We start from the raw sequence: 19,722 nt of genomic DNA, 5'->3' as shown, positions 1-19,722 counted from the left end.
GTTCGATCCAGCCACAACGGCGCCTGCGGGCGCCGTTGTCGTTCATGCCTTGCGCATCATCCGTTTCAATGCGGGTGCCGCCACCAGTGCCAGGGCCGCGCACCCCAGGCCGATCCACATCATCAGCCAGAACAGGTCCGCGTACCCTGCGGCTGCCTGCGCGATGTCCCATGTCTGGCCTTCCGGGATATCCACGGCCGCCAGCTTGCCGAACTGCGCCGCCAGGGTTTCGGAGAAGGCGGTGGCGAGCAGCCACATGCCCATCATCAGCCCCACCACGCGCGGTACGGACAACTCGGTGACGGCCGCGAGGCTGACGGGCGCCAGGCACATCTCGCCGATTTCCAGCAGCAGGTAGGCGAGCACCAGCCACCACACGCTGGCCATCGCGCCGGTGTCGCCCACCTGCTGCGCTGCGAGCGCGAGCGGTATGAAGGAGAGGCCGCCGAACACCAGACCCAGCGCACCCTTCAACGGCTTTGACGGATCGCGGCCGCGCCGCCCCAACGCCGCCCACAGCCACGCGAAGATCGGTGCCAGCACCACCAGGAACAGCGCGCCGAGATAGGTCAGCGATCCCGCTGTCTGTGGGAGCACAACGGAATCGCGAAGTACCAGCAGCACCATCACGCCGGCAGTTCCGAGGAAAACGGCGCGCGGAAATCCCGTCATCGGGTTGCGCTCTGAGGCGCGAACGGCGACGACGAAGGCAAGGGGCATCGCCAGCAGCCCCCACGTGGACCAGGGTGCGGTGGAAAGGAACATGCGGGTGTTCGCCGCCAGGCTGTCCGACCACACCACCACGCCTTGGGCCTGCACCAGTGACGGGAACAGATCCTTGGTCAGCAGGCGGTCGGTGAACATCACCCACGAGCCATAGGTCTGCTCGTAGAGCGTGAAGAACACCAGGCACATGAAGATCATCGCCATCAGCGCGATCATCTGCCGTCGCTGCGGCGGCGTGCATTGCGTGGTGACGAACCAGGTGAACCAGGCGAGCACCAGCATCAGCACCACGAGCATCAACACCAGCGCCAGCGAGAGTTCGCCACCCAGCGCGAAAGCGCCGTTCGCCGCCGCCCACATCAGCCAGGCCAACGGCAATACACCGAGCGACGCGGCCAGGTAGATCGCCCACTCGCGTCTCAGGCCCAGCACCGATGTGCTCAGTGCCGGCGGCGACGGCGGCTCCGCATGGCCTTGCAGATAGCGCTGACCCCACAGGAACATCGCCAGGCCCAGCAGCATGCCGATGCCGGCGGCGCCGAAGCCGTACTTCCATCCCAGCGTCTCGCCCAGGTAACCGCAGACCAGCGAGGCCAGCAGCGCGCCCAGGTTGATGCCGGCGTAGAAGAGGCTGAAGCCTCCGTCGCGGCGCGGATCGCCCACCGGATAAAGGCGGCCGACGATGCCGGTGATGTTCGGCTTGAGGAAGCCCACGCCCATCACGATCAACGCCAGCGACAGATACATCGTGCGCAGTGCGCCTTCGTCGCGCGTCACCACGCCGCCATCCGAGACCGCCGCCGCACCCTCCAATGCCATGCCGGCGTGGCCGGCGACCAGCAGCAGTCCGCCGAACACCACGGCCTTGCGCATGCCCAGCCAGCGGTCCGCAAGCAGTCCCCCGATCACGGGGATGCAGTAGACCAGGCCGCCATACGCACCGATCAGGTCATAGCCGGCGCCGTCGGCGAAGAGGTGGTACTTGGTCAGGTAGAGCAGCAGCAACGCTTTCATGCCGTAGAAGGAGAAGCGCTCCCACATTTCGGTGAAGAAGCAGACGTAGACGCCCTTGGGATGGCCGAGGAAGTCGTCGCGGCCGGCAATCGCGGGGGCAGGGTGGCTCAAGGACCGCTCCAGCATCGGGGAAACCGGCCGAGTATAGGCGGCACGCCGGAGCATGCGGCTGGACTTGCCGGGCAGCGGACGCTAGCGTGTCCGCTTTCCGCCATTCGGGAACGCATCATGAGCTCGCCGGGGACCCCGCAACTTACTTTCCGTGCCGTCGTGCTGGCCATCGTGCTGGCCGTCGTGCTGTCGGCCGCCAATGCCTACCTGGGCCTGTTCGCCGGCCTGACCGTGGCTACCGCCATCCCGGCGGCCGTCGTCTCGATGGGCGTGCTGCGCCTGCTGGGCGGCGGCACGATCCTGGAAAACAACATCGTGCAGACCGGTGCCTCGGCCGGCTCATCGATCGCGGCGGGCGTCATCTTCACCATCCCGGCGCTGATCATCCTGGGCTACTGGCAGGACTTCCAGTATTCCTGGGTGCTGGCCATCGCCGGCCTGGGCGGCCTGCTGGGCGTGCTGTTCTCGGTGCCGCTGCGCCGCTCGATGATCGTCGAAGAGCCGCTGCCCTTCCCCGAGGGCAAGGCCGCGGCGGAAGTGCTGAAGGCGGGCGAGAATCCCGGCCCGGGCCTGAAGATCCTGGCGTTCTCCGCCGCCATCGGTGCCGTGCTGAAAGTCGCCGCGCACAGCGGCATGCGCCTGATCCCGGACACGGCGGCCGGTGCGGGCTTCTTCGGCAAGTACCTCGGCTACCTGGGCACCAATCTCTCGCCGGCGCTGCTGGGCGTGGGCTACATCGTGGGCCTGAACATCGGCATCGTGGTGCTGTCGGGCAGCATCCTGTCGTGGCATATCGCCATTCCGCTGTACCACATGTTCTTCATGGGTACCGATCCGGCGCTGGCGCAGAGCATCGCCGGCGCGGGTGCCGAAGACGTGGCCGGCGCCATCTGGTCGGCCAAGATCCGCTACCTGGGTGTCGGCGCCATGCTGATCGGCGGCGTGTGGACGCTGTTCTCGCTTCGCAAGTCGTTGCTGTCGGGCGTGAAGAGCGGCATCGCCGCCGCGCGCGCCGGATCGGGCGGTGCCGAAGTCGCGGAGACCGAGCGCGACCTGCCGATGAAGTGGATGCTGGTGGCCCTGGTGGTGTTCGTGCTGCCGCTGCTGCTGCTGTACCAGGCCATCGTCGGCATGTGGCACGTCAGCATCCCGATGGCGATCATCATGATCGTGGCCGGCTTCCTGTTCGTGTCGGTGTCCGCTTATCTCGCGGGCCTGGTCGGTTCTTCCAACAATCCGGTGTCGGGCATCACCATCGCGACCATCCTGTTTGCGTCGGTCGTGCTGTTGCTGCTGCTCGGCGAAAGCGGACGCATGGCGGTCGGTGCCGGCGGCGCGCCGCTGGGCGCGGTCGCCGCGATCATGATCGGCGCGGTGGTGTGCTGCGCGGCGGCGGTGGGCGGCGACAACCTGCAGGATCTCAAGGCCGGCTACATCGTCGGCGCCACGCCGTGGAAGCAGCAGCTGATGCTGGGCATCGGTGCGTTCTCCTGCGCGCTGATCATGGCGCCGGTGCTGAACATCCTGTCCGAGGCCTACGGCATCGGCGCGCCGACGGCCGAACATCCGAACCCGCTGTCCGCACCGCAGGCCACGCTGATGGCCTCGGTCGCCAAGGGCCTGTTCGGCGGCGAACTGCCGTGGGGCATCATCGCCATCGGCGCCGTCATCGGCGCGGTCATCATCGCCATCGACGAGATGCTGAAGGCCCGGAAAAGCAGCTTCCGCGTGCCGGTGCTGGCGGCGGCCATCGGCATCTACCTGCCGCTGGAACTGATGGTGCCGATCTTCCTCGGCGGCCTGCTGGCGTACCTGGTCGAGAAGCGCCACGGCATGGTCGGCACGAAGGACGAGGAGGCGCGCGACCGCCTGCATCGTCCCGGTACCCTGTTCGCGGCGGGCCTGATCACCGGTGAGGCGCTGATGGGCATCGCGGTCGGCGTGGCGATCTACGCCACCAAGGATCGCGACGTGCTGGTGCTGCCCGAGGCGTTCCAGCAGGGAGAGATCGTCGGCCTGGTGATCCTGGCCATCGTCGGCTGGCTGCTGTACCGCACCGGCGCCAAGTCGAAGGCGCTGGGCGACGTGGAGCCCGGTCCCCGCTGACCGGACACATGGCGCAAAGGCGTGACCTCACGCCTTTGCGCCGCGGCGCGCTTAGCGCCTACCATCGGGGTTTCCCTGTTGCCGGAGCCCCGGATGAAGCTGAAATCCGCCCTGTTGCCCCTCTGCCTGCTGGCGGCGCTGCCGTCACTGGCTGCAGCCCGCGGCCTGGACGTGCGCGACCTGCAGAAGCTGGACCGCGTGTCCTCGCCCGTGCTGTCGCCGGACGGCGGCACCGTCGTATTTGCCAAACGCACCGTTGATGCCGAGGCGGTCAAGGCCAGCAGCAGCCTGTGGGTCCGCAACCTGCTGACCCGCGACATGGCGCCGCCCAAGCGGCTGACACCGGAAGGCTGGAGCGTCAACTCGCCGTCGTTCTCCCCGGATGGGAGGACTGTCTACTTCCTGAGCGCGAAGTCCGGCACACAGCAGTTGTACGCGATGCCGGCCGGCGGCGGCACGCCGAAGCAGCTGACAGCCTTCGCTCTCGACGTAGCTGGTTACAAACTCTCGCCCGATGGGACGCGCGTGCTCTTCAGCACCGATACCTTTGCCGAGTGCAAGGCCGATTTCGCCTGTACGAAGAAGAAGCTCGACGACACCGCCGCCAAGAAGAGCACCGGCGTGGTCTACGACGGCCTGTTCGTCCGCCACTGGGACACTTGGGCCGACGGCCGCCGCAGCCGCCTGTTCGTGGCCGCATTGCCGGAAGGCAAGGCCAAGCCGGCCGGCACCGCCACCTCGCTCACGGACACGATCGATGGCGATGCGCCGTCCAAGCCGTTTGGCGGCGCCGACGAGTACACCTGGTCACCCGACGGCAGCGCCGTCGTCGCTGCGATCCGCGTCGCAGGCAAGGGCGAAGCCTGGTCCACCAACTTCGATCTGTACCAGTTCGCCGCCGATGGCGGCACGGCACCGGTCAACCTGACCGCCGCGAATCCGGCGTGGGACACCGGTCCGGTGTTCAGCGCCGACGGCAAGACCCTCTACTACCGCGCGATGAAGCGGCCCGGCTTCGAAGCAGACCGCTTCGGGCTGATGGCGATGGACCTCGCCACGAAGCAGGTGCGCGAGATCGCGCCGACGTGGGACCGTTCCGCCGACGGCATCGTGCTGTCGAAGGATGGCGCGACGATCTACACCACCGCGCAGGACGTGGGCCAGCATCCGTTGTTTTCCGTCGATGTGGCGAGCGGTTCGGTGAAGTCGGTCGTCGGCGAAGGCAGCATCTCCGCCTTCGACATCGCGGGCGACACCTTGGCGCTCACCCGCAACACGCTGAAGAGCGGCGACCAGCTGTTCACCACGACGCTCTCGGGCGCACCGCTGCGCGCGATCACGCCGAGCGCGCAGGAAGCCTTGGGCGACGTCAGCTTCGGCGACTTCGAACAGTTCAACTTCAAGGGCTGGAACAACGAGACCGTGCACGGCTACGTGGTCAAGCCGCACGATTACGTCGAAGGGAAGAAGTACCCGGTGGCGTTCCTGATCCATGGCGGCCCACAGGGCAGCTTCGGCAACGGCTGGAGCTATCGCTGGAATCCGCAGACCTATGCCGGCCAGGGCTACGCCGTGGTGATGATCGATTTCCACGGTTCGACCGGCTACGGCCAGGCCTTCACCGACGCGATCAGCCAGCATTGGGGCGATCGGCCGTTGGAAGACCTGCAGAAGGGCTGGGCGGCAGCGCAGGAGCAGTACGCCTTCCTTGATGGCAAGAATGCGTGCGCGCTCGGGGCCAGCTATGGCGGCTACATGATCAACTGGATCGCCGGCAACTGGAACGAGCCGTGGAAGTGCCTGGTCAACCACGACGGCGTGTTCGACATCCGTTCGATGGGCTACGTGACAGAGGAATTGTGGTTCACCGAGTGGGAGAACGGCGGCACGCCGTATGACGTCCCGAAGAACGTCGAGAAGTTCAATCCGGTCAACCACGTGGCCAAGTGGCGCGTGCCGATGCTGGTGGTGCAGGGCGAGAAGGACTACCGCGTGCCGGTGGACCAGGGCCTGTCCACGTTCACCGCCCTGCAGCGCAAGGGCATCGACTCCAAGCTGCTGTACTTCCCGGACGAGAACCACTGGGTGCTCAAGCCGCAGAACAGCATCCTGTGGCACGACACCGTCAACGCCTGGCTGAAGCAGCACATCGGCCGCTGAGCGCCTTGCGAAAGGGCCGGTCACGCCGGCCCTTTTTCTTTACCTGAAGGAGAACGACGCCGATGGCGATCGCAGCCACCGAACCCTCCACCGCGCTGATCCAGAACGACATCGTCCTGTTCGGCCTGATCGCCGCCACGCTGGGCATCATCTTCTGGACGTCCTCGCGGGACACCGGCGTCTTCAAGAAGTTCTATACCTACGTCCCGGCGCTGCTGCTGTGCTATTTCATTCCCGGCATCTACAACAGCATCGACCTGATCGACGGCAACGCGAGCAAGCTCTACAACCCCGTGGCCAGTCGCGTGCTGCTGCCTGCCGCTCTGGTGCTGCTGACGCTGACCATCGACCTGAAGGGCGTGCTGAAGCTCGGTCCGAAACTGCTGGCGATGTATGCCGGTGCGTCGATCAGCGTGATGCTGGGCGCGTGGGTCGCGTTCTGGCTGATGGGTGTGATCCATCCCGAAACCGTCGCTGGCGATACCTGGGGCGGCATGGCGGCACTGGCGGGCAGCTGGATCGGCGGCGGCGCCAACATGCTCGCGATGAAGGAGGTCTTCGCCGTGGACGAGACCACGTTCGGCCAGTTCGTCGTGGTGGATGTCAGCGTGGGTTACGTGTGGATGGCGGTGCTGATCTTCCTGGCCAACCGCGCGCAGGCGATCGATGCACGCACCGGCGCGGACACGCGCGCGATCGAAGACCTCAAGCAGCGGCTGGCCCACTACCAGAAGCAGCACGAGCGGGTGACCACGCTGCCGGACCTGATGGTCATCCTGGGTATCGCCTTCGGCACCGTGGGCCTGTCGCATGCCATCGCCGGGCCGGCCTCGTCGTGGTTCGCGCAGAACGTGTCGTGGGCGAAGCAGGTCAGCCTGCACGAGCCTTTCGTATGGGTCGTGGTGCTGTCGACGTTCGTCGGCCTCGGCCTGAGCCTGACCCGTGCGCGCACGCTGGATGGCGCGGGCGCATCGAAGATCGGCGCGCTGTTCCTGTACATCCTTATCGCGTGCATCGGCATGCAGATGGACATCGGCTCGCTGGCCGACAAGCCCTGGCTGCTGGCGTTGGGCCTGATCTGGATCCTCGTCCACATCGTTCTGTTGCTGCTGCTGGCCAAGCTGCTGCGCGTGCCGTTCTTCTATTTCGCGATGGGGTCGCAGAGCAACATCGGTGGGCCAGCCTCGGCGCCCGTGGTGGCCACGGTGTTCCATCCGTCACTGGCGCCGGTGGGTGCACTGCTGGGTGCGCTGGGTTATGCGACCGGTACCGTGGCGGCTTACGTCGTCGGCGTGGTGTTGCGCGGTATGGCGGGGCAGGGCTGACCACGGAAACCCTGTAGGAGCGACGTAAGTCGCGACGCTGATCTTTCCGGTCGCGACTTACGTCGCCCCTACAGGAAGGCCAGAATGAAAAAGGGCGGAGCCATCGGCTTCGCCCTTTTTGTTTCTTTCAGGTCACGCTGCCTCAGCAGCAGTGGAACCCGCTCTTTCCTCCGAACCTGGCCTCCTGCCGTTCGCGGAAGAAGGTCTTGTAGTCCATAGGTTCGCGGTCGGGGTGCTTCTCAAGGATGTGCCTGACGTAGTTGTCGTAGTCGGGCACGCCGCAGCACAGCCGTGCCGTCTGCACCAGCCTCCGCCACACACGCTTGTGCGTGGCGAAGTGCGAGAGCGGGACGAGTTCCGTGCCCATGGTCTACAGCCAGGCCTTCTGCTGCTCTTCGCTCAGCGCGACGAACGGCGTCTCGCGATCGCTTCGCTCGCTGCTCGCGCGCGCCTTCAGGATGCCCTTGATCGCATAGACCAGCACGCTGAACACCACGAACAGGAACAGGATGGTCAGGCCGGTGTTGACGTAGCTGTTCACCACGACCTGGTGCATCTGGCTCATGCTCTTCGCCGCGCCGAGCAACTGGCCGTCGGCGATGGCGGCCTGGTACTTCTTCGCCTGCGCCACGAAGCCGACCGCCGGATTGCTGTCGAAGATCTTGATCAGGCCCGCATAGGTCGTGCAGATCAGCAGCCAGATCGCCGGAACGACGGTGACCCAGGCGTAGCGGTCGCGCTTCATCTTGAACAGCACCACCGTGCACAGCATCAGCGCGATGCCGGCGAGCATCTGGTTGGCGATGCCGAACAGCGGCCACAGCGTGTTGATGCCGCCCAGCGGATCGACCACGCCCTGGTACAGGAAGTAGCCCCACAATGCGACGCAGCCTGCCGTGCCGATGACGTTCGCCCCCCAGGAATCCGTCCTGCGCAGCGGCGGGATGAAGTTGCCCAGCAGGTCCTGCAGCATGAAGCGGCCCGCGCGGGTGCCGGCATCCACCGCCGTCAGGATGAACAAGGCTTCGAACAGGATGGCGAAGTGGTACCAGAACGCCATCATCGCGTCGCCGCCGGGCAGCGCGTCGTGCAGGATCACCGCGATGCCGACCGCCAGCGTCGGTGCGCCGCCGGCACGCGAAATGATGGTGCTTTCGCCGATGTTGTGTGCCGTCTGTTCCAGCATCTCGGGCGTCACCAGGAAGCCCCAGCTGCTGACCTTCGCGGCCACGTCCACCGCCGTGGTGCCGATGGCGGCGGCCGGGCTGTTCATGGCGAAGTACACGCCGGGCTCGATGATGGAGGCCGCGACCAGCGCCATGATGGCGACGAACGATTCCATCAGCATGCCGCCGTAGCCGATGTAGCGCGCGTGGGTTTCATTGGCGAGCAGCTTGGGCGTGGTGCCCGAGGCGATCAGCGCGTGGAAGCCCGACACTGCGCCGCAGGCGATGGTGATGAACAGGAACGGGAACAGGCCGCCCTTCCACACCGGGCCGTCGCCGGTGCTGGCGAACTGCGTCAGCGCCGGCATCTTCAGCGAGGTCACTTCCGGGCTGGCGATGACGATGCCGATCGCCAGCGCCACGATCACGCCGATCTTGAGGAAGGTCGACAGGTAATCGCGCGGTGCCAGCAGCAGCCACACGGGCAGCACGGCGGCGACGAAGCCATAACCGATCAGCATCCAGGTGATCTGGGTGCCGGTGAAGGTGAAGGCGGGACCCCAGGTGGGATGCGCACCGACCTTGCCACCGAACCAGATGGCCAGCAGCAGCAGGATGATGCCCACCACCGAGATCTCGCCGATCTTGCCGGGACGGATGTAGCGCATGTAGATGCCCATGAGGATCGCGATGGGCATCGTCGCGATCACCGTGAACATGCCCCACGGGCTTTCGGCCAGCGCCTTCACCACGATCATCGCCAGCACCGCGAGGATGATGATCATGATCAGGAACGCACCGAACAGCGCGATCGTGCCGGCCACCTGGCCCATTTCCTCACGGACCAGGTCACCGAGCGAGCGGCCGTTGCGGCGGCTGGAGATGAACAGGACCATGAAGTCCTGTACCGCGCCCGCCAGTACCACGCCCGCGATCAGCCACAGCATGCCGGGCAGGTAGCCCATCTGCGCGGCGAGCACCGGGCCCACCAGCGGGCCAGCGCCCGCGATGGCGGCGAAGTGGTGGCCGAACAACACGTGCTTGTTGGTGGGCACGTAGTCCAGGCCGTCATTGTTCAAGTGCGCGGGGGTTGCCCGGCGCGGATCCAGCCCCATCACGTTCTTGGCGATGTACAGGCTGTAGTAGCGATAGGCGACCAGGTAGATGGACACCGCCGCCACGACGATCCACAGCGCGCTTATCTGCTCGCCCTGGCGCAACGCCACCACACCCAGACACACCGCGCCAAGCAGCGCGAGCGCCGCCCAGCCGATCTTGGAAAAACCGTTCATTCGGCAACCCTCCGACAAGTCCCGCCAAGGGTCCCCCCATGCGGGAAGCCGGTCAATCCGTAATCCCGGATTCAGGCTTCGACTTTGGTCGCAGTGCGACGGCGTACTGCGGTCAGAGCCAGCGCGAGCGCTTGAACAGGCGGTACAGGCCGAAGCAGGCCAGCGCGACTCCCGCGATCAGGATCGGATAGGCGAAGCGTCCGCCCAGTTCGGGCATGTGCTCGAAGTTCATTCCGTACCAGCTGGTGATCAGCGTAGGGGCCGCGAGCAGGGCCGCCCACGCACCGAGGCGCTTGACCGTCTCGCCCTGCGCCAGCGTCACCAGCGACAGGTTGACGCTCAGCGCGGTGGTCAGCATCTCGCGCAGCGTGTCGGTGTACTCGTTCACGCGCAGCACGTGGTCCTGCACGTCGCGGAAGTAGAGACGCACTTCTTCAGGGATCAGCGGACTCTGCGAGCGGGTCAGCTGCGCCAGTACATCCTGCAGCGGTGCCACCGCCAGCCGCATCTGGGTCAGTTCGCGCTTCAGGTCGTACAGTTTCACCACCGTGCCGCGCCGGTAGGTGTCGGCGAAGATGTCCTTCTCCAGCGTGTCCAGGGTCTGCTTGAACTGATCGATGATGGGGCGATAGTTGTCGACGATGTAGTCCAGCACCGCATACAGGCCATACGACGGACCCAGCGCCAGCAGGTCGGCTTCGCGCTGCACGCGCTCGCGCACCGGTGCGTACGACAGCGAGGCGCCATGGCGCACGGTCACCAGGTAGCGGGGGCCGAGGAAGGCATGCGTCTCGCCGAAGCGGATGCGGTCGTCGACGACCTGCGCGGTGTGCACGGCCACGAACAGCGAGTTCCCATAGGCTTCCAGCTTGGGGCGCTGGTGCGCGTTCTGCGCATCCTCGACGGCCAGGTCGTGCAGGCAGAATTCCTCCTGGAGTTTCTCCAGGATCGTATCGGCTGGCTCGTACAGGCCCACCCAGATGAAGCTGCCATCATCGACCGCGAGTACATCGCTGATCTCGTCCAGGCCGATGTCGCGCCGCTTGCCGCCCTGGTCGTAGACCACGCAGTTGATGACGCACTGGGGCAGGGCGGGTTTCGTATCGATGGCGGCGAGATCGTTCATGGCGTGGATCGTGCGCCACGCACGCCGTTGCGGCAAGCCCGGCTTCCTGTAGGAGCGACGTGAGTCGCGACCCTCGCAACGACGCTCCATGGACGGGGGCGGACACGGATCCTGCGGCTGTGAGTTGGAGCCTCGTCCGCAGGATCCGTTCTTCGTGAGGAGCTTGGCGGCTTTGTTCTCGCGGTCGCGACTCGCGTCGCTCCTACAGAAGCGTCAGGGGTCAGCGCGCCACGAACCGGATCGCCTGCCCGCCGCCCGGCGCCAGCTTGAGCGTCAGCGTGTCGCCACGCGTCACGCTGCGCTCCTCGATCACGATGTCCTGGGGGGCGGTCTTCCAGTTCGCCTTGTCGCCATCGCGGTAGATCTGCGCCGTGTAGCGGCGGCCTTCGTCGAGGAACGACAGGGGCACGTCCAGCGTACGGCCGTCTTCGTCAGTGAGTGCACCCAGGTACCAGTTGTCGCCGCCGCGTTCCTTGCGCGCGATGGTCACGTAGTCGCCGACTTCACCGTTCAGCACACGCGTGTCCTCCCAGTCCACCGGCACGTCCTTGATGAACTGGAACGGCGCCGGGTTCTTCTCGTAGTTCTCCAGCAGGTCGGCCGCCATCTGCAACGGGCTGTAGATCACCACGTACAGCGACAGCTGCTTGGCCCAGGTGGTGGCGATGCCGTCGGTGGAGCGCGTCTTCATGCCGAAGATGCCCGGGGTGTAATCCATCGGTCCGGCCAGCAGGCGGGTGAACACCAGGTTGGCCTCGTGCTCCGGCGGATTGCCGGGCTGGCCCCACGCGCTGAACTCCATGCCGCGCGCGCCCTCGCGGGTGATCCAGTTGGGATAGGTGCGACGCAGGCCGCTGTCCTTGATCGGCTCGTGCGGGTTGACCGCGATGTGGTGCTTCGCCGCTTCGGTCACCACCTTCAAATGGTGGCGCGCCATGTCCTGGCCCTCGTGCCACGCGTAGTGGCGCTTGCCATCGGCGCCGGTGACCTTGGCCTGGCTGGCATCGGCCACGTAGCCGGTCTTCACCGCCGGCACGCCGACGCGCTCGTACAGATCGAACGCATCAGCCAGCTGCGTTTCGTAGTGCGCGGCGTTGCCCGACGTCTCATGGTGGCCGATCAGCACCACGCCCTTCGATTTCGCGTACGCCGACAGCGCGGGCAGATCGAAATCCGGATACGACCTGGTGAAGCTGAAGTCCTCGCCGTTGCCGAACCAGTCCCCGTCCCAGCCCACGTTCCAGCCTTCCACCAGCACGCCGCCGAGGCCGTGCTTCGCGGCGAAGTCGATGTGCTTGCGGACGTTCTCGTTGGTGGCACCGTGCTTCGGCCCGGAAGCCCAGCTCTTCAGCTCCAGGTGCATCTCCCACCACACGCCGACGTACTTCATCGGCCTCACCCACGACACGTCGCCCAGCGCGTTCGGCTCGTTGAGGTTGAGGGTGAGGCTGGACATGGCCAGGCCGGCGGCGTCATCGCTCAGCAGCAGGGTGCGCCATGGGGTATCGAACGGTGCCGCGCGCACCACCTTGCCTTCGCCGATGCCGGGCGTGAGGTCGGCCTTCAGCTTGCGATCCTCGACGCGGGTCAGGTTCATGCCGCTGTAGTCGACAAGCGCGGCTTCGTGGATCGACAGATGGGTGCCGTCCTCGAACTTAAAGGTGATCGGTGTCTGCGCATCGCCGACCTGCTGCAGGGGCGTGCGGTGATACAGATACTCTTCGCGGTTCCATTCGCCGGCGGGAATCCACCATGCCGTGGCATCGCGTGCGAGGGCGAACTCGGTCAGCTCCTCGCTGATCTTCACCTGCTCAAGCCCCGCCTGCTTCGGGAAGCGGTAGCGGAAGCCCACGCCATCGTCGAATACGCGGAATACCACGTCGAAGCTGCGGAAGGGCTTGGCCTTCTCCTTCAGCGTGACGGTCAGCTCGTTGTAGTGGTTGCGGATGAAGCGGCGTTCGCCCCACGGCTGCTCCCAGGTCTCGTCGAACGTGCGCGTGCGCGGCTGCACGATCTCGATGTTGCGCTCGAACTTCGGCGCATCCAGCAGTAGGAAGCCGAGCCGCGACGACGAAATGACCGGCTGTCCCTTGCGCGACACGCCGTAGGCGGGGCGGCCGTCGTTGTCGGTGGACAGTTCCACCACGATGGAGCCATCAGGCGATGCGACGCGAGGCCCCGGGGCTGCATGCGCGACGTCCGCGCCGACGGTGAGCAGGACGACGAGCGGAAAGAGATAACGGAGCATGCGACCCTCGCGATGTGCAGAGGGCCGCATCGTGCGTGGCGGGGCTCAGCGCGACAAGCGTCGCGGCATGAATACGTATGCAAGCGCGAGATGCACCGGCAGCAGCAGCGCGATCCATGGCTGGTTGTACTGCAGGCGCAACGGCAGCCAGTGCAGGAACCAGGCGACCAGCGCACCGCCCGCGATGGCACAGATCAGCCAGCCGAACCAGGCAGGTGGCGTGCGGCGGCGCAGCACGGAAACTGCGCCGGGAATCAGCAGCACGCAGAGGGGGTTCAGCAGCAACAGGTTGCGGTTCGCCCATGCGGCCCAGTGGTCGGTGAAGCCCCACAGGTAGACCAGAACACCGCCGGCCATGAAACACAGCAGCCAGAACGGCAACGCAGCGACGGCGACGGCACGCGGCCAGCGACGGCCGGCGAAGCCGATCAGCAACGCCGCCACGACACCCGCACCGAGCCAGGGCAGCCATCGCCGTGGCGTTTCCGCCGGCTCCGGGGCGATACGGTGCGGCAGCAACTGCATTTCCGACTGCACCAGGGGTCGGCCTGCACTGTTCTTCGCTTCGCGCAGGCTGTCGGCCAGCCGCATGGGGACATAGGCCTCTTCCCAGCGCGACATCGGTTTGTCGGCCGAGGGGCCCAGGCCCACGTCGAAGCCCAGCCACATCCATGTTGCCGGCGACGCCAGCCGCACCGCTTCACTGCGAAGCGTATTGCCGCGCGAACGGCCGGCGAGCTGCGACTTCAGCGTGCCGCCGAGCGCAGCATCGAGGGCGTCCCGCACCTGCGTGGAGCAGTTGGAGGTGAAGTAGTCGTAGCGGTAGCGCGCATTCTCCGGCCTGGCCCGTTCGACCAGCGCGTCGGCCAGTGCCTGCGCCTGCGCCGGCGCCAGGTCCAGCCATTGCAGCGAGACGCCGCGGCCGCTGTCGCGGTACTGCAGGAGATCCTGCTCGAACGGCAGCGCCATGAGGTAGTACATCATGTGGCCGCGGGCGAAATTGCCGACGAAGTCTGACTCGCCCGGATCGAAGAAGCCGAAGTTGTACGAGATCGCGTCGCCGCTGGCGGGATCGACCACCACGATGGCGTTGTGACCGAAGCGCTCGAAGAACACCTCGCCCGGCTGCATCGTCGCCACGCCGATCCGCGGGGCGGACCACGCCGTCACGGCCAGCAGCCACAGCACGCCCAGCAGCGCCAGGCGTGCAGCCACGCTACGCATCGGCGAGCACCCCGACATGGAAGGCGTGTACGCGGCGCGCATCGGCCCGGGCGACCCGGAACATGAAGCGCCCGAGCGTGAGCTCCTCGCCGGTCTCCGGCAGGTGGCCTATCGCGGCGGTGATGAGGCCGCCGACGGTGTCGTATTCGTCGTCGGGGAAATCCGCGCCGAAACGCTCGTTGAAGTCGGCGATGGGCGTGAGCGCATCCACCACGAACTGGCCATCGGCCTGCGCGGCGATCAGCGCGGCGCCATCCTCGGCTTCATCGTGTTCGTCGTCGATCTCGCCGACGATCTGTTCCAGCACGTCCTCGATGGTGACCAGGCCGGCCACGCCGCCGTACTCGTCGACGACGATCGCCATGTGGTTGCGCGACAGGCGGAATTCCTTCAGCAGCAGGTTGAGCTTCTTCGATTCGGGGATCAGCACGGCGGGGCGCAGCAGTTCGCGCACGCTGCCGGGCCCGTTGTCGGCCACCACGCCGCGCAGCAGGTCCTTGGCCAGCAGGATGCCTAGGATCTCGTCCTTGTCGTCGCCGTGTACCGGGAAGCGCGAGTGGCCGGATTCGACCACTTCTTTCATCAGGTCGAGGAAGCGCGCCTCCACGGGCAACGAAACCATCTGCGCGCGCGGCACCATGACATCGCCCACGGTGAGGTCGGCGACGGCGATGGCGCCTTCCATCATCTTCAGGGTATCGCCGCCGATCAGGCCGTCGGACTGCGCATCGCGCAGGATGGCCACCAGGTCGTCGCGTGTGCTGGGTTCGCCGGAGAACGCCGAACTGAGGCGGTCCAGCCAGGAGCGCCGTTTCTCCGACGGTTTGTCGGAGCCGTCCGGCGCGAAGGTACTGTCGTCTTCTGACATCTCGGGGGAGTGGTCGCCCACGGGGCGTTGAGGCCAGTCTAACCCGGTTGGGCGCCGGACGCAGGCGGCGCGGCCCCGGCGGGCGGTGCTGCTTCGTCCGCGGGCGCTTCCTCCGGAAGGTCCAGGCTGTAACTGCAGCCCACCAGTGTCTTGCCGGGGTGCGAGGCGACGTTGCTGACGTTCAATACGGCCGATTCGATCAGCAGCTCGCCGGTCGCGGCGTCGCGGGTTTCCTCGCTGCGCAGCTCCTTGCCGAACATCGCCTTGGCCGGCGTGTCGATGGCGGTTTCGAGCGCCAGTTGCTTCGCCAGCGGTCGGGGATCGGGCAGGTCGAGCAGCGCGATCACGCCGCCGCCGGAGAACGCGATGTGGTCTGTGTCGTGCCCGAAGACGCGGATCGGCCTGGCCAGCCGGTATTCGGTCATGAACATGTTCGCCTGCGGCAGCGGCTGCCACCCCAGCGCGACCGCCTTCAGCGGGTCCTCCAGCGCGGGTGCAAGCGCGGTCAACCGGGTGATGTCGCTCCGGCACTCGATCAGTGCGGGCAGGTCTGGCGGGGCGTCCTGCGCGGCGGCAGGGGAGGAGAGGACCAGTGCCAACGTCGGCACGAACAGCAGGGTGCGCAGCATGCGGTCAGTCTTCCGCGTAAGGATCGGCGATGCCGAGTTCGGCGAGGATCTCGCGCTCCAGCTGTTCCATGCACTCGGCTTCCTTGTCGTCCTCGTGGTCCCAGCCCAGCAGGTGCAATGCGCCGTGCACGGTCATGTGCGCGTAATGCGCTGCCAGCGGCTTCTTCTGCTCCTTCGCTTCGCGCGCCACGACCGGTGCGCAGATCACCAGGTCGCCCAGCAAGGGCATCTTGACGCCCTTGGGCAACTTGACGCCTTCGGCCATCTCGGCCGGGAAGCTCAGCACGTTGGTCGCGTAGTCGCGACCGCGATAGTGCCGGTTCAGCGCGCGGCCTTCCTTGCTGTCGACGATGCGGATGGCCAGATCCGCTTCGCGGATGCGGCCTTTCAACGCCGCTGCCACCCACTTGCGGAAACTGACTGCCGAAGGGATGCCGGTGCGCGGCAGGGCGTAATTCACGGAGACTTCGAGGCGGACGGGGCCTTGGGTCATGGCGATCGCGGTCGACGGAGGGGATCAGGCAGGGCCGGTCTCGGCATCCTTGCCATCGCGTGCATCGTAAGCCCGCACGATCTTCGCCACCAGCGGATGACGCACCACGTCGCGGCTGGTGAAGAAGTTGAACGAGATGCCGTCCACGCCGCGCAGGACGTCCAGCGCATCTTTCAGGCCGGACTTCTGGTGCTTGGGCAGGTCGATCTGGGTCAGGTCACCGGTGACGACGGCGGTGCTGCCGTACCCGATGCGGGTCAGGAACATCTTCATCTGTTCGATGGTGGTGTTCTGTGCTTCGTCGAGGATGACGAAGGCATCGTTGAGCGTGCGGCCACGCATGTAGGCCAGCGGTGCGATCTCGATGACGTTCTTCTCCAGCAGCTTGACCACCTTCTCCACGCCCAGCATCTCGTACAGCGCGTCGTACAGCGGGCGCAGGTAGGGGTCGACCTTCTGGGTCAGGTCGCCAGGCAGGAAGCCGAGCTTCTCGCCGGCCTCCACCGCCGGGCGCACCAGGATCAGGCGTTGCACGCGCGATTCGTTGAGCGCTTCCACCGCGCTGGCGACGGCCAGGAACGTCTTGCCGGTACCGGCCGGGCCGATGCCGAAATTGATGTCGTGGGTGGCGATGGCGTGCAGGTATTTCGCCTGGTTGGCGCCACGGCCACGCACGGTGCCCCGCTTGACCTTGATGGCCACGTCCTGGGGCAGGTAGTCCTCTTCCGCCACGCGATCCACGTTGGCGGCGTTGAGCCGCAGGTGGATGGCCTCGCTGTCGAACGTCTCGCTGGCCGCTTCCTCATACAGCGCATGCAGCAGCTTCTCCGTGGCGGCGACGGACTTCTCCGGCCCGGTGACACGGAAGATGGCGCCGCGGCTGGCGATCTCCACGCCCAGGCGCAGTTCGATCTGGCGCAGGTGCGCGTCGAACGGGCCGGCCAGGTTTGCGAGGCGTTCGACGTTCTCGGGTTGCAGGGTGAATTCGTGCTTGCTGGGGGCAGTCATGGGGCGGGGGAATACTCGTGGCAATAGCGGTTAGTGGCGCGTCTGGTCGCCCGCGTCGTCCACCGGCCATTGGTGGAAGACGTAGACCTCGTCATCGACGAGTGCCTGGTCGAAGTGTTCGGCTTCCGGAGCGTCGTGGCGTTCGATCTGCAGGGGCTCGTCTTCCACCGCGATGACCTCCCAGCCCTGCTCGCGGACGAACTCGACGGCGCGGCGCATGGGATCTGGCGTAAAGGCCGGGCGCAGGTAGCAGGTCACGAACGCCCCGCCGGCCTCGACGAAATCAGGGCTGTCGGGCAGGGGACGGGCTTCCAGGGTGAACACCCACAGGCGCGGGCTGTCAGGGGAAATGGCGGCGATTCCTGGCGGACTCAAGGCGGGCAGGCAGGGTAACCCGGCGTCAGGGCAGCGGCCACCGCATGCCGCTCGTCGGAGGGGGCTTGAAATTTAATTAATTCGAAAATTAAATAGGCGCATGACATCTCTCAAGCATCCCGAACAAAATGCCGACGGCACGGCGAAGGCGCCGTCGAAGAAGGCCGCCTCGCCCCGCAAGCGCAGCCCTGGCCGCCGTCCCACGGCCGAGGTGGCCGATCTGCGCGCCACGCTGCTCGACGCCGCGTTGACGTGCTTCGTCAGGAAGGGCATCGCCGCGAGTTCGCTGCGTGACATTGCGACGGAAGCCAGCGTCACCCCCGCGCTGGTGCACTACTACTTCGGCGACAAGGCGCAGCTGCAGCAGGCCGTGGTGGCCGAACGTCTGCTGCCGGTCGTGGCGCAGATGCGCGCGCCCGTAGTGGACGCGGGCGAGGGGGACGTGGCCGGACTGGTCGCCGGCTTCGTGCACGGCATCGGCGGCGTGGTTGCGCAGCACCCCTGGCTGCCGACGTTGTGGGTACGCGAGATCCTCTGCGAGGGCGGCGCACTGCGCGACATGATGATCAGTCAGGTTGGCCCGATGCTGCCGAAGATGATGGCCGGCCGGTTCGCCGCCGCGCAGCAGGCCGGGCAACTCAACCCGGACCTGGATCCGCGCCTGCTGATGGTCTCGCTGATCGGGCTGACCATGTTCCCGCTGGCCAGCGCGCCGATCTGGCGGCAGCTGTTCGGCGCCGACGACATCGATTTCAACGACCTGCGCCGGCACACGCTGGTGCTGCTGGACCGTGGACTGGAGCTGGACCATGCGAAATGAACTGCCACGTGCCGCGCTCGCGGCCGCGATCCTCATGCTGGCGGGATGCGCCGCCGACACGCCCGAGGCCCTGGGTACGCTGGAATGGGACCGGGTGACGCTGCCGTCGCCGGTGGCGGAAAGGATCGTGCGCGTCGACGTGCGCGAAGGACAGCAGGTGGCCGCCGGTGCGCCCCTGCTGCAACTGGAATTGACCCGCACCCAGTCGCAACTGGCGGCCGCGCAGGCGCAGGCCGCGCAGAGCCGCGGGGCGCTGGCGGAACTGCGCGCCGGTCCGCGCAGCGAAGCCATCGCACAGGCGCGCGCCAGCCTGGCCGCTGCGCAGGCGCAGGCCCGCGATGCGGATGCCTATTACGCGCGCTTGCAGCCGCTGGGCCGCCAGCGTCTGGTCGCCGCCTCCGAGGTGGACCGTGCACGCGCCGCGTCGCAGAGCGCGCAGGCCCAGGTCCGGCTGGCACAGGCCGCGTTGCTGGAGCTGGAGCGCGGCACGCGCACCGAGCAAGTGGCGCAGGGCGAGGCCGCCGTCGCGTCGGCCGAAGCGCAGGCCAGTGTGCAGGCGGTGACGCTGGAGAAGCTCAATATCGTGGCGCCGCGCGCGGGCCGCATCGACAGCCTGCCGTACAAGCTCGGCGACCAGGCGCCGGTCGGCGCACCGCTGGCGGTGATGCTGGTAGGCGAGGCGCCCTATGCACGCGTCTACCTGCCGCAGGCCCTGCGCAACCGGTTGAAGGTTGGCGATACCGTGCAGGTGCGGCTGGACGGACAGGAGAAGACGTATGCCGGCCGCATGCGCATGATCCGCAGCGAACCCAGCTTCACCCCGTACTTTGCGTTGACCGGCCAGGACGCCGAGCGGTTGAGCTATCTGGCGGAAATCAGCCTGGGCAAGGATGCCGCCGATCTGCCAGTGGGTGCGCCGCTGCAGGTGGTGTCCGATGAAGCGAACTGACCCGGCACCCGCAATCGCCGCAGGAGGGGCTTCCGCACCGACGCTCGATGCTGACGGCGTGCGGTCGGGGCTGAAGCCGCTG

At 66.8% G+C, this 19,722-nt stretch carries 16 protein-coding genes; 5 read left to right on the top strand and 11 right to left on the bottom strand.

Features of this window, described 5'->3' with window-relative positions; all coding sequences use genetic code 11:
* Positions 1-42: 42 nt before the first annotated feature.
* Entirely contained in the window at positions 43-1,851 is a 1,809-nt protein-coding gene (locus AC3DET_RS04130) for a peptide MFS transporter (RefSeq protein WP_488390789.1), read from the bottom strand.
* 117 nt (positions 1,852-1,968) lie between these two features.
* On the opposite strand from AC3DET_RS04130, the gene AC3DET_RS04125 reads away from it, so the two are divergent.
* The 3 genes from AC3DET_RS04125 to AC3DET_RS04115 all read left to right on the top strand — a co-directional run bounded on the left by AC3DET_RS04125 (position 1,969) and on the right by AC3DET_RS04115 (position 7,442).
* On the top strand, positions 1,969-3,957 hold the full coding sequence (locus tag AC3DET_RS04125; RefSeq protein WP_488390788.1) for an OPT family oligopeptide transporter: 1,989 nt from the start codon (positions 1,969-1,971) through the stop codon (positions 3,955-3,957).
* A gap of 93 nt (positions 3,958-4,050) precedes the next feature.
* On the top strand, positions 4,051-6,117 hold the full coding sequence (locus tag AC3DET_RS04120; protein WP_488390787.1) for a S9 family peptidase: 2,067 nt from the start codon (positions 4,051-4,053) through the stop codon (positions 6,115-6,117).
* 62 nt (positions 6,118-6,179) lie between these two features.
* Positions 6,180-7,442, top strand: coding sequence for a DUF819 family protein (locus AC3DET_RS04115; protein ID WP_337730393.1), 1,263 nt, complete (start codon positions 6,180-6,182; stop codon positions 7,440-7,442).
* A gap of 142 nt (positions 7,443-7,584) precedes the next feature.
* On the opposite strand, the gene AC3DET_RS04110 is transcribed toward AC3DET_RS04115, so the two are convergent.
* The 10 genes from AC3DET_RS04110 to AC3DET_RS04065 all read right to left on the bottom strand — a co-directional run bounded on the left by AC3DET_RS04110 (position 7,585) and on the right by AC3DET_RS04065 (position 17,871).
* A complete protein-coding gene (locus AC3DET_RS04110) occupies positions 7,585-7,809 on the bottom strand; it encodes a YbdD/YjiX family protein (protein ID WP_488390786.1) in 225 nt (74 codons plus the stop codon).
* Between the two features lie 3 nt (positions 7,810-7,812).
* Entirely contained in the window at positions 7,813-9,900 is a 2,088-nt protein-coding gene (locus AC3DET_RS04105) for a carbon starvation CstA family protein (protein ID WP_488390785.1), read from the bottom strand.
* A gap of 112 nt (positions 9,901-10,012) precedes the next feature.
* A complete protein-coding gene (locus AC3DET_RS04100; protein ID WP_337730391.1) occupies positions 10,013-11,026 on the bottom strand; it encodes a magnesium and cobalt transport protein CorA in 1,014 nt (337 codons plus the stop codon).
* Between the two features lie 220 nt (positions 11,027-11,246).
* The gene (locus AC3DET_RS04095; RefSeq protein WP_488390784.1) at positions 11,247-13,274 is read right to left on the bottom strand and encodes a glycoside hydrolase family 97 protein; all 2,028 of its coding nucleotides are present in this window, start codon (positions 13,272-13,274) and stop codon (positions 11,247-11,249) included.
* A gap of 45 nt (positions 13,275-13,319) precedes the next feature.
* A complete protein-coding gene (locus AC3DET_RS04090; RefSeq protein WP_488390783.1) occupies positions 13,320-14,498 on the bottom strand; it encodes a lipoprotein N-acyltransferase Lnb domain-containing protein in 1,179 nt (392 codons plus the stop codon).
* The gene (locus tag AC3DET_RS04085) at positions 14,491-15,366 is read right to left on the bottom strand and encodes a CorC family transporter (protein ID WP_337730388.1); all 876 of its coding nucleotides are present in this window, start codon (positions 15,364-15,366) and stop codon (positions 14,491-14,493) included. The genes AC3DET_RS04090 and AC3DET_RS04085 overlap by 8 nt, the downstream gene beginning before the upstream one ends.
* Before the next feature lie 38 nt (positions 15,367-15,404).
* Complete coding sequence (locus AC3DET_RS04080; RefSeq protein ID WP_446537589.1) at positions 15,405-15,995, bottom strand: hypothetical protein; 591 nt, start codon at positions 15,993-15,995, stop codon at positions 15,405-15,407.
* A 4-nt stretch (positions 15,996-15,999) separates the two neighbouring features.
* Positions 16,000-16,488 carry an rRNA maturation RNase YbeY gene (gene ybeY, locus AC3DET_RS04075; protein ID WP_192200446.1) on the bottom strand — a complete coding sequence of 163 codons (489 nt, stop codon included), beginning with the start codon at positions 16,486-16,488 and terminating at the stop codon, positions 16,000-16,002.
* Between the two features lie 24 nt (positions 16,489-16,512).
* Positions 16,513-17,496, bottom strand: coding sequence for a PhoH family protein (locus tag AC3DET_RS04070; RefSeq protein WP_488390782.1), 984 nt, complete (start codon positions 17,494-17,496; stop codon positions 16,513-16,515).
* Between the two features lie 30 nt (positions 17,497-17,526).
* Positions 17,527-17,871 carry a hypothetical protein gene (locus AC3DET_RS04065; protein ID WP_446537588.1) on the bottom strand — a complete coding sequence of 115 codons (345 nt, stop codon included), beginning with the start codon at positions 17,869-17,871 and terminating at the stop codon, positions 17,527-17,529.
* Positions 17,872-17,971: 100 nt separating this feature from the next.
* Here AC3DET_RS04065 and AC3DET_RS04060 point away from each other — a divergent pair, with 100 nt between their 5' ends.
* Positions 17,972-18,691 (top strand): TetR/AcrR family transcriptional regulator, encoded by a 720-nt coding sequence (locus tag AC3DET_RS04060; protein WP_488390781.1) that lies wholly within the window; start codon positions 17,972-17,974, stop codon positions 18,689-18,691.
* Positions 18,681-19,640 carry an HlyD family secretion protein gene (locus AC3DET_RS04055; protein WP_488390780.1) on the top strand — a complete coding sequence of 320 codons (960 nt, stop codon included), beginning with the start codon at positions 18,681-18,683 and terminating at the stop codon, positions 19,638-19,640. Before AC3DET_RS04060 ends, AC3DET_RS04055 begins: the two co-directional genes overlap by 11 nt.
* The last annotated feature ends 82 nt before the right edge of the window (positions 19,641-19,722 follow it).

The sequence above is a fragment of the Pseudoxanthomonas sp. 97-1-1 genome, from assembly GCF_057773125.1.
Note: the sequence above shows the minus strand (reverse complement) of the source record. Positions and strands in the feature narration are given on the sequence as shown.

Bases quoted from the DNA above. Each gene is read 5' to 3' on its own strand.
- AC3DET_RS04125 (WP_488390788.1), top strand. From the start codon at position 1,969: ATGAGCTCGCCGGGGACCCCGCAACTTACTTTCCGTGCCGTCGTGCTG.
- AC3DET_RS04120 (WP_488390787.1), top strand. From the start codon at position 4,051: ATGAAGCTGAAATCCGCCCTGTTGCCCCTCTGCCTGCTGGCGGCGCTG.
- AC3DET_RS04115 (WP_337730393.1), top strand. From the start codon at position 6,180: ATGGCGATCGCAGCCACCGAACCCTCCACCGCGCTGATCCAGAACGAC.
- AC3DET_RS04110 (WP_488390786.1), bottom strand. From the start codon at position 7,809: ATGGGCACGGAACTCGTCCCGCTCTCGCACTTCGCCACGCACAAGCGT.
- AC3DET_RS04105 (WP_488390785.1), bottom strand. From the start codon at position 9,900: ATGAACGGTTTTTCCAAGATCGGCTGGGCGGCGCTCGCGCTGCTTGGC.
- AC3DET_RS04100 (WP_337730391.1), bottom strand. From the start codon at position 11,026: ATGAACGATCTCGCCGCCATCGATACGAAACCCGCCCTGCCCCAGTGC.
- AC3DET_RS04095 (WP_488390784.1), bottom strand. From the start codon at position 13,274: ATGCTCCGTTATCTCTTTCCGCTCGTCGTCCTGCTCACCGTCGGCGCG.
- AC3DET_RS04090 (WP_488390783.1), bottom strand. From the start codon at position 14,498: ATGCGTAGCGTGGCTGCACGCCTGGCGCTGCTGGGCGTGCTGTGGCTG.
- AC3DET_RS04085 (WP_337730388.1), bottom strand. From the start codon at position 15,366: ATGTCAGAAGACGACAGTACCTTCGCGCCGGACGGCTCCGACAAACCG.
- AC3DET_RS04080 (WP_446537589.1), bottom strand. From the start codon at position 15,995: ATGCTGCGCACCCTGCTGTTCGTGCCGACGTTGGCACTGGTCCTCTCC.
- ybeY (WP_192200446.1), bottom strand. From the start codon at position 16,488: ATGACCCAAGGCCCCGTCCGCCTCGAAGTCTCCGTGAATTACGCCCTG.
- AC3DET_RS04070 (WP_488390782.1), bottom strand. From the start codon at position 17,496: ATGACTGCCCCCAGCAAGCACGAATTCACCCTGCAACCCGAGAACGTC.
- AC3DET_RS04060 (WP_488390781.1), top strand. From the start codon at position 17,972: ATGACATCTCTCAAGCATCCCGAACAAAATGCCGACGGCACGGCGAAG.
- AC3DET_RS04055 (WP_488390780.1), top strand. From the start codon at position 18,681: ATGCGAAATGAACTGCCACGTGCCGCGCTCGCGGCCGCGATCCTCATG.